This window comes from Collinsella sp. AF31-11, from assembly GCF_003475605.1.
In the GTDB taxonomy this organism is placed as follows: domain Bacteria; phylum Actinomycetota; class Coriobacteriia; order Coriobacteriales; family Coriobacteriaceae; genus Collinsella.
The window spans coordinates 89,000-97,485 of the sequence record NZ_QRQS01000012.1 but is presented as its reverse complement, the minus strand read 5'-3'; the positions used below and the strand labels follow the sequence as shown (position 1 = coordinate 97,485).

Annotated in this window: 8 protein-coding genes and 1 pseudogene; 6 read left to right on the top strand and 3 right to left on the bottom strand. The window is 59.1% G+C overall.

Going from position 1 to position 8,486, the window contains the following annotated elements; translation table 11 throughout:
- The 3 genes and pseudogenes from DWZ22_RS08640 to DWZ22_RS08630 form a co-directional block, all read right to left on the bottom strand.
- A pseudogene (locus tag DWZ22_RS08640) lies at positions 1-330 on the bottom strand (IS110 family transposase); the annotation flags it as partial.
- 402 nt (positions 331-732) lie between these two features.
- Positions 733-1,401, bottom strand: coding sequence for an HAD family hydrolase (locus DWZ22_RS08635; protein WP_233545239.1), 669 nt, complete (start codon positions 1,399-1,401; stop codon positions 733-735).
- Positions 1,402-1,583: 182 nt separating this feature from the next.
- A complete protein-coding gene (locus DWZ22_RS08630; RefSeq protein WP_118238420.1) occupies positions 1,584-3,554 on the bottom strand; it encodes a PTS sugar transporter subunit IIA in 1,971 nt (656 codons plus the stop codon).
- Positions 3,555-3,856: 302 nt separating this feature from the next.
- On the opposite strand from DWZ22_RS08630, the gene DWZ22_RS08625 reads away from it, so the two are divergent.
- From DWZ22_RS08625 to DWZ22_RS08600, 6 genes are all read left to right on the top strand, one after another.
- Positions 3,857-4,186 carry a PTS sugar transporter subunit IIB gene (locus tag DWZ22_RS08625; protein ID WP_117803548.1) on the top strand — a complete coding sequence of 110 codons (330 nt, stop codon included), beginning with the start codon at positions 3,857-3,859 and terminating at the stop codon, positions 4,184-4,186.
- Positions 4,187-4,197: 11 nt separating this feature from the next.
- Positions 4,198-5,517, top strand: a complete 1,320-nt coding sequence (locus DWZ22_RS08620) for a PTS sugar transporter subunit IIC (RefSeq protein ID WP_118238421.1) — start codon at positions 4,198-4,200, stop codon at positions 5,515-5,517.
- 96 nt (positions 5,518-5,613) lie between these two features.
- Complete coding sequence (locus DWZ22_RS08615) at positions 5,614-5,940, top strand: PTS lactose/cellobiose transporter subunit IIA (RefSeq protein WP_199569964.1); 327 nt, start codon at positions 5,614-5,616, stop codon at positions 5,938-5,940.
- 72 nt (positions 5,941-6,012) lie between these two features.
- On the top strand, positions 6,013-7,551 hold the full coding sequence (locus tag DWZ22_RS08610; RefSeq protein ID WP_117803551.1) for a glycoside hydrolase family 1 protein: 1,539 nt from the start codon (positions 6,013-6,015) through the stop codon (positions 7,549-7,551).
- 9 nt (positions 7,552-7,560) lie between these two features.
- The gene (locus DWZ22_RS08605) at positions 7,561-7,827 is read left to right on the top strand and encodes an HPr family phosphocarrier protein (RefSeq protein WP_118238422.1); all 267 of its coding nucleotides are present in this window, start codon (positions 7,561-7,563) and stop codon (positions 7,825-7,827) included.
- A 109-nt stretch (positions 7,828-7,936) separates the two neighbouring features.
- Positions 7,937-8,377, top strand: a complete 441-nt coding sequence (locus tag DWZ22_RS08600) for a hypothetical protein (RefSeq protein ID WP_118405917.1) — start codon at positions 7,937-7,939, stop codon at positions 8,375-8,377.
- Positions 8,378-8,486: the final 109 nt, after the last annotated feature.

Sequence of the window (8,486 nt, the reverse complement as noted above, 5' to 3'; positions counted from 1 at the left end):
GCCGACCGACAGCATGCGGGCGAGGAACTCGGCGTCGTTGCGGTCGTTCTTCCTGCGCCTGTCCGCGCTGGGCTTGATCATCTTCGAGACGGCGCCGACCACGCAGTCGACCCCCAGGCCGGAGAGCCTCTTCTGCAGGTCGAAGCCCGTGACCCCGGACTCGTACACGCACCTGGCCCTGGGGTCCACGGAGCGGACCCACTCCGCGACGGCGCCGGCGTCGTAGCCGAAGGTCGCGGCGCGCACCTCCCCGGTCATGACGTCGAGGGAGACGGCCTTTATCGAGCGGGCGTGGACGTCGAGGCCGACGAAGGTGGTAGTATCGAGCATGGGAGCCCCTTCCATGAATGCGGCGTGGCCGCCGCGGCTGAATTAGACACTCACCATTGTCGGCCTAATCCGCGGTCTTTCATGCAGCAGGGGCTCTCAATGTTTTTATGTCCTGCTCATATCGTCTCTGCCGGCAGTTGGGGACACTCCTTGGGCGCGGTTGGTGCATTGACGTTGCATCGGGTGGTCGGGAAAATGCGGCCCGGTTTTTGGCCGAATAGCGGGTCGCGGTTTCCGGATGGGGTGGGTTGCGGAAAGTGCGACCCGGAATATTGCTCTGAAACGGGATGCGGTTTCCCTGATGCGCCTCAAACGGAAAGCGCATCCCATTCCGGAGCTTCAAAACGGGATGCGCTTTCCGCACGGAAGAATTGTCGCAGCTGCGTTAAGCAGTGTCGCTCGTTACTCGCCCAGAATCAGCGCCGCGAGCTCGTCCTGGGTGTCCACCACGTAGTCGGCGCCGGCGGCCTCAAGCTCTGCGCGGCCGCGGAAGCCCCAGCTGACGCCCGCGCTCTTAAGGCCGGCGTTGTGGCCGGTCAGAACATCGACATTCGAATCGCCCACATAGAGCGTGGTTGCCGGATCGGCGCCCAGCTCTTTCATCACATGCAACGTGACGGGTGCCTCGGGCTTGGGCGGAAATGCGTCCACGCGGCCCTGTACCAACGCAAAGCGATCGCGGCCAAAGTATTTCTCGATAAGCGGGGCTGCCGAAATATGATCCTTGTTGGTGAGCACGGCAAGCTGAACGCCCGCTGCGCGCAGACGGTCGAGCATCTCAATCGTGCCGGCGTAGGGTGAGGTATGGTCCTCCTTGTGCTCGCCGTAATAGGCCCTAAACTCGGCAAGCGTCTGCTCAAACATACGGCCGTCGCCCGCGTATTCGGCGGGCATAAAGCGCTCAACCAGCTTAAGCATGCCGTTTCCCACCTTGTAGCGGTACTCGTCCACGGCAAACGTGGGCCAGCCGTGCATCTCGCAGGTGTGGTTGCCGGCGGCCGCCAGGTCCTCGATCGTGTTGAGGATGGTGCCGTCCAGGTCAAAGATCACATGGGAAAAAGCTGCTGCCATGAAAGCTCCCGTCATTGGGTTCCAAAACGCACCCCATAATACTGGGCTTGCGCGTCGGGCACGTTTGGAATCAAAACATCTTCAGGGATAGTGAGCCACGTCGCACCAGCCAGCGCTCGCCCGCTAGCAGATCCTCGGCAGCTGCTCTCCCACGATCATGTCGAGGATGCGGGTTGAGCCCTTTATCCGATATCGTGCGTAAACGCAGCCAGAAACTCTTCGAACGTGTCGGTCTGCATGAGCCTCATCGTGGTCTCTACCGAGGAGAACACTTCGATAATCAGGTCGAGCACATCTCTAAAGAGCCCCATATCTTCCTGTGCGATGCCTATGAGCAGCACAAACCGCACGTCGTGGCGTCCCCAGGGAATCGGGGTGTCATTGTGGGCCACAGCGATAAACGAGCGCTTGGGATATACCGAGATCGCGTGGGGTATGGCGAGGCTGTCAGTAAACGCCGTCGACGAGACGCTCTCACGCAGATGCACGTCAGCGATAAACTCAGGCGTTGCGAGCCCCTGAACAGCCAAAAGCTTCCCCATTTGGTCGATGCAGCTTGTGGCGTCGACTACGTCTATGTTGCGTATAAACAGCCCCGGCTGCAGCAGACGCCCCAAAAGGCCCTGGGCATAGAGGCGCCGCCGCCGCTCCTGGATGGCGCAAAGCCGGTCGCGGATCTTTCGCACGTTTTGCTTAGTGAGGATGGGTCCGATCAAGACTTTGGTGGTGCCTCCACAAACCGGCACGTCGATTGTGGTGATTACCGCATCGCTTTCGGGCGGATTGGCCAGGTAACTATCGCAGCTCATCACGGCGACAACGCTTATGTCATCGCCAAACTCGGTCTTGAGGTCGTCGACGAGCCTTCGTGCAAAGTCGTGGTACTCCTCGATAATCACTGTGCAGGTGACGGCGCCGTCGGGTGCGGAGAACTTCTCAAAGTAAGCGCCGATATGAAAGGCGATAAACGCGATTTCGTTTTCGCCCACCTCAATATCCATGGCGGTGGAGAAGCGGTGGGCGATATAGACCGCCATGTCGTAGACCGGTGCGTACTCGCTTTTGATCTGCGCGGCGAGCGGGTTGGGGTAGCTTACGCGGTAGACGGCGCGCTGGTAGGCGTTAAACATATGCAGGACGAGTTGTAGGCGCATGGGCTCGTCGATAAAGCGTGGCAGGTCGTAGCGCTTTCCGCACTCGTCGAGGATCCCCAGAACCATGTCTACAAATTCGCGGTCAATGATGCTTGAGAGCTTCTCGCGGCTGAGCTCGTCAAAATCGCAACGCTCGACGGAAAGCGCCAAAAGCAGCAGAATCTGCTGAAAATCGTCGCGTGGGATGGCACAACCAAACTCCTTCTCAAAGTAGGCGGCAATGCGCTGGGCGCAGCGTACGATCTGTTCGCGCTGCCCGAGTTGTGTCACTAGGCCGTCTGCGTCGATGGGGCCGTCCACCTCGCTGAGCTCGTTGTTCGAGGTGAGCCTGATGATGATCACTAACAGGTGCACGAGCAGGTTGGAGAGCGCGTAGCCGTTGATAAATAGATCCGAGCGCTGGCAGATCGCGACCAAGCTCGAGAGGGTTGCCTGCACGTCAAAGTCGGGAAACATGTTTTCGAGCGTTTTGGTTGAGGTGAAATAGCCATAGGAGTTGTGGGTGGCTATGTGGCCGAGAAGCTTGCGCTTGTCGGCCTCTCGCCCCGTGAGTTTCATGCGGTAGTCGTGTGTCTCGACATTGAGGTCGAACTGCCGAACGAGCGCGCGCACCTGCGGCATCACGGAGCTCTGAAACGTGCTCTCGCTGATAAAGAGCTCATCGGCGATATCAAAGACGGAGAGTCCATCGCATGCGTTGACAAGGCGGGAGATAGTAAAGTCGCGCCTGGAGTCCGCGTTCGCGGGGAGGGTATTGACACCTTCGCAAGGACTAGCGGAAGCGCTGGCGGCAGCCGGCGCCGCCGTGGCAAGGCGATAGCCCTCTTTAGACGATTCGATATGTCGCGTACCGGTCTCGTTGACCTCTGCAACATAGTTGCGGATGCTTCGCTCACTCGCGCCCAAAAGGCCGGCAAGCATCGAGGAAGACACCCATGAGCTGCTGTTTTCGAGCACGTCGATCATGCGGTTGATGCGGTTCTGCTTGGCGCTCGCCATGGCTTTCCTCCAAGAGATGAACGGCAGACAGGGTGTACCGCCCCATGGTATCTCAGGTTAAGAAAGGGTGTCTTTTCTAATTTGCCGCCCAAGCGGAAAATCGCCCGGCTTGCCGTGCGGGCGGAAAATCTGCTGCCTTGCCGCTATGCGGCAAAAAGTCGGTTGGCGGCAAGAGCCCTCCGCCGCGTATAGTGCAGTCACGGTCAAGGGCGGCCGGGTCGACACGGGCGCCCAAGAACACAGCGGGGATCGCAGCGGCATCGGAGCTGCCTCGAGCCCGCTTATTGGGAAAGGAGTACCCCATGGCAGATGAGAACGGCACCGTTCGCATTCTCCTCGCTTGCGGCATCGGTGCCTCGACCGGCTTTATGGCGGCAGGCATGCGCAAGGTCGCAAAGTCCAAGGGTCTTGACTGCACCATCAAGGCAGTCAGTAAGTCTGAGATTATGGACTACGCCGACAAGATCGACGTCCTCCTGCTCGGTCCGCACTTCGCCTCCGAGGTGCCCGAGATCCAGTCTCAAGTGGCATCTCACGGCGTGAAGGTCATGGCCATCGACCCCGACTATTACGCGGCGCTCGACGGCGAGAGCATCCTCGAGGATGCCTACGACCTGCTTGACGAAGACTAGGAGGGGACAACATGCTGCAAAAGTTCATGGAAGCGATCCAGGCGTGGATCACCGAGCATGTCGTCCCCGTGATGAACAAGCTTACCTCAACCTACTGGTTTGGCGTTATCTCCGACGCAGTTCTCTACATCGTCCCCTTCTCCATGGTCTCGGCCATCCCGAGCCTGTGGAACATTATCCGTCGCTTTGTCCCGGCCCTGCCCGACCTGTCGCCGCTCACTACGTTCTCGTTTGGCCTCGTGGGCATGTTCATGGCGTTTATCATCCCGCATAACGTTGCGGTCAAGGAAGATCGCAAAGACCGCAGCATGATTGCCGGTTTTACCGGTATAGGCGCTTTTATGCTGTGCATGAACCCCACCATCACCGATCAGGGCTATGTCTTCCAGATGGCCAAGTTTGGCGCGGGTGGCATGTTCACCGCGATGGTCGTGGGATTTGTCGTTGGCTTTATCTACAAGCGCATGGCGCGCATGACGTTCTTTTCCGAGGACAGCCTCGTGCCCGACTTCGTCAAGAACTGGTTCGATAACATCATTGCGGTGCTGCTGTCGCTTTTTGTGGCTTGGCTCTTTACCAACATGCTCCAGGTCGACGTTTTTAGCGCGGTCGCGATCATCCTTTCGCCCGTTACCGGCTTTGCCCAGACGCTGCCCGGCACCATCGCCATCCCGCTTGTCATGGACACCTTCTACTTCTTTGGCATCTCCGGCTGGGTGTTCTCGCCGATCCAGCAGTCCATCCAAAAGTCTGCTCTTGCCGAGAACATGGCCGCCTATGCCGCAGGCCTCGCTCCCACTAACATTAACGCGTACGGCATTACTCGCTACATCATGATCGGCGGCGAGGGCGCAACGCTTCCGTTGGCCTTCTACATGCTCTTTGCCAAGTCCAAGAAGAACAAGACGCTCGGCCGTGCAACGATTATCCCGTCGCTGTTCAACATTAACGAGCCGCTGGTCTTCTCCACGATCGTCGCCAACCCCTTTATGTTCATCCCCATGGTGCTGCAGTCTATCCTGCTGTCTGCCAACGCCTACCTCTGGATGAGCATGGGCTGGGCGAGCCTGCACGTCGAGAATTTCGATATGAACTTCCTGCCCAATGCGGTCTCGGCGTTCTTTATGTCGGGCGGAGACGTGCGCAATATCGCACTTGTCTGCGTCAACCTGCTGATCGCCGCGATTCTGTGGTTCCCGTTCTTTAAGGCTGCCGATAACTACCAGTGCAAGATCGAGGAAGAGCAGGCTGCCGAGAAGGCTGCAAAGAAAGCGGCCAAGAAGGCTGCCAAGGAAGCCGCCAAGGCCGCTGCCGCAGCTGCTGTCGAGTAAACCTCTACGGGCGACTCAGAGTTCGTCGCCTAGTTGCTACCAGATGTTTCAGTACCGGCCGTGGAGGCGGCCGGTACCCAAGAATAGGAGGCCATGATGGCTGATGAGACAATCAACGTTCCTGCGGTCGCGATGAACGTCATCATCAACGCTGGCGACGGCCGCGCCTGCATCGACAAGGCGATGGATGCCCTGGCGGAGTTCGATTTCGATGCGGCAGACGCGCATCTTGCCGAGGCTGATGCCAAGATCCTTGAGGCGCACAAAGCGCAGACCGAGATGATCCAGCGCCAGGCGGGCGGCGAGGAGGTCGAGTACTCCCTGCTGTTCGTGCACGCCCAGGATACGCTTATGACCATCAGCGCCGAGCTGCACATGGCCAAGAAGATGATGCCCGTAGTGCGCGCGCTGACCGCCCGCTAACGCGTCTCCCGATTGCGGGTCGCGCCCTGCGGCTCGCATCCCCAACCCAACCAAGAGAGATGAGGACATACCATGATCGACCTTTCTACCTATGACTTTGGTGAGACTTTTCCCGAGGGTTTTCTATGGGGCGGCGCTACCGCTGCCAACCAGATCGAGGGCGCATGGGACGAGGGCGGTCGCGGCCCTGCGGTCTCCGACTATGTGATTCTGCTCGACCGCGAGACCTGCGCCCGCGAGGGCATCGTCGAGGGCGGCCCGCTCAACTCCGTTACGCGACAGTCACTCGCAGCTCGCAAGGCAGACGAGATGGCCTATGATTTTCCCAAACGACGCGGCATCGACTTCTACCACACCTACAAGGAGGACATTGCGCTTTTGGGCGAGATGGGCTTCGGCGTCTTTCGCATGAGCATTTCCTGGAGCCGTATCTTCCCCAACGGCGACGACGCCCTGCCCAACGAGGAGGGTCTGGCCTTCTACGATAAAGTCTTTGACGAGTGCCATAAGCACGGGATCGAGCCCATGGTCACCCTCAACCACTTTGATATGCCGCTTCACCTGGCCGAGGAGTACAACGGCTTTGCGAGCCGTCACGTGGTCGACGCCTTTGAGCACTATGCTGAGACGCTTTTCCGCCGCTACAAGGGCAAGGTCAAGTATTGGATGACCTTCAACGAAATCAACCACGTCTACGCCAACCCCTGCACCTGCTGCGGCGTGATTTGGGACGAGAAAGAAGACGGCTCCAACCCCTATGCCGGCCGTTGGCCCGAGAAGTTCCAGGTCGCTCACAACCAGCTCGTGGCTTCCGCCAAGGCGGTTATCAAACTGCGCGAGATTGACCCCGAGGCTCACATCGGCAACATGCTCTGCCGTCTTGAGAACTACGCTGAGACCTCCAAGCCCGAGGATCAGCTCCAGGTGCTTTTTGAGGACCACTTCAACTGGTTCTTCACCGATATCCAGGCCAAGGGCGAGTACCCCTACTACGTGAAGCGTTTCTTACGCGACTACGGCGTCGATATCAAGATGGAGGACGGCGACCTCGAAACCCTCAAGGCCGGCGTGGTTGACTACATCTCCATCAGCTACTACATGACCTACATCATGCGCTACAAGGGCAAAATTTCCCCCGAGCCGAGCGGCAAGCTGGTTACTGAGATCAAGAACCAATACCTCGAGATGACCGAGTGGGGCTGGCCGATCGATCCCGTGGGATTCCGCATCACGCTCAACCACATCTACGATCGCTACCACCTACCGATCTTCATCGCCGAGAATGGTAACGGCATGACCGAGAACCGCGATGAGAACGGCTTCTGCGACGACGACGCGCACATCGAGTATATGAAGGAGCACGTCGAGCAGATGCACCAGGCGATTCTCGACGGTGTCGACGTCTTTGGTTACGCCTGGTGGGGCCCTATCGACCTGATCAGCTCCGGCACCTCCGAGATGACCAAGCGCTACGGCCAGATCTCGGTCGACCAGGACGACCACGGCAACGGCACCGGCAAACGCGGTAAGAAGAAGAGCTTCTTCTACTATAAGAAACTTATCGCTAGCAATGGTGCCGATACCGCAACCGACAACATCGTGGTGGAGTAAGGAGCAGAGATGGTTTCCAAGACGACGGTCGTCAAGAATCCGAGCGGTATCCACGCGCGTCCTGCGTCGCTGTTTGTGCAGGAGGCAAGCAAGTACGAGAGCTCGATCACCGTTGGCAAGGTGGGCGGAGACGCCAAGGACGCCAAGTCTATCTTGATGGTCATGAGCCTGGGGATGATCTGCGGTTGCGAGATTGTGATTGCGGCCGACGGCGCCGACGAGGCGGCCGCCGTCGATGCCCTCGTGGCGCTTGTCGAGAGTGGCTGCGGGGAGTAGGCGGGCAAAAGCCGCGCCGATGCGCTTTGGGCCACCCAAGGTGGGCTGGCTCCAGAAAGATTGGCCCGCCGGTGCGCGCCGGCGGGCCCTTTGCTTAGGGAGGTTAACGATGACGGCAAGAAACGTTGGCGCTAGGGGCGCGGGGCGCGTTGGGGCGCGTTCGGCGCTTACGACCCTGGGGGCCATGTCACTGATTTATGCGGTGGGCGTTCTACTTATGGATGCGACTGTGGGCGAGCTTACGGGCTCTGCGGCGTCCTCTGCATCGATCGCGTCGATGCTCGTTACCTTGCTGCTCATCGTGGCGTTGATCTTCCTTGAGGTGCGAGCGTATCGGGCGGTGGTGGCCTCGGTGCCCTTTGAGCCTGATATGGGTGACAAGGTGCTGCTAGGTCTTTCGCTCTGGTTTGGCGGCGGCATGCCACTCGGCGTCGCCAATCTGGTTCGCGCCGCGGCGTTAGGAGGTGCCGGCGACGTGCGCCAGATTCTCATGCAGCTGGGCGTGAGCGTCGCGCTCATGCTGCTGACGTATCCAAAGTTCAGAGCGTAGACAACAGCAAAGCTTGAAAATGCAAAGCCCCGCGACCGATTTCAGCCCGGTCGCGGGGCTATTTGATATTTGGGGGAAATGCATTCGTCGATTTACATGCTCTCTGCCG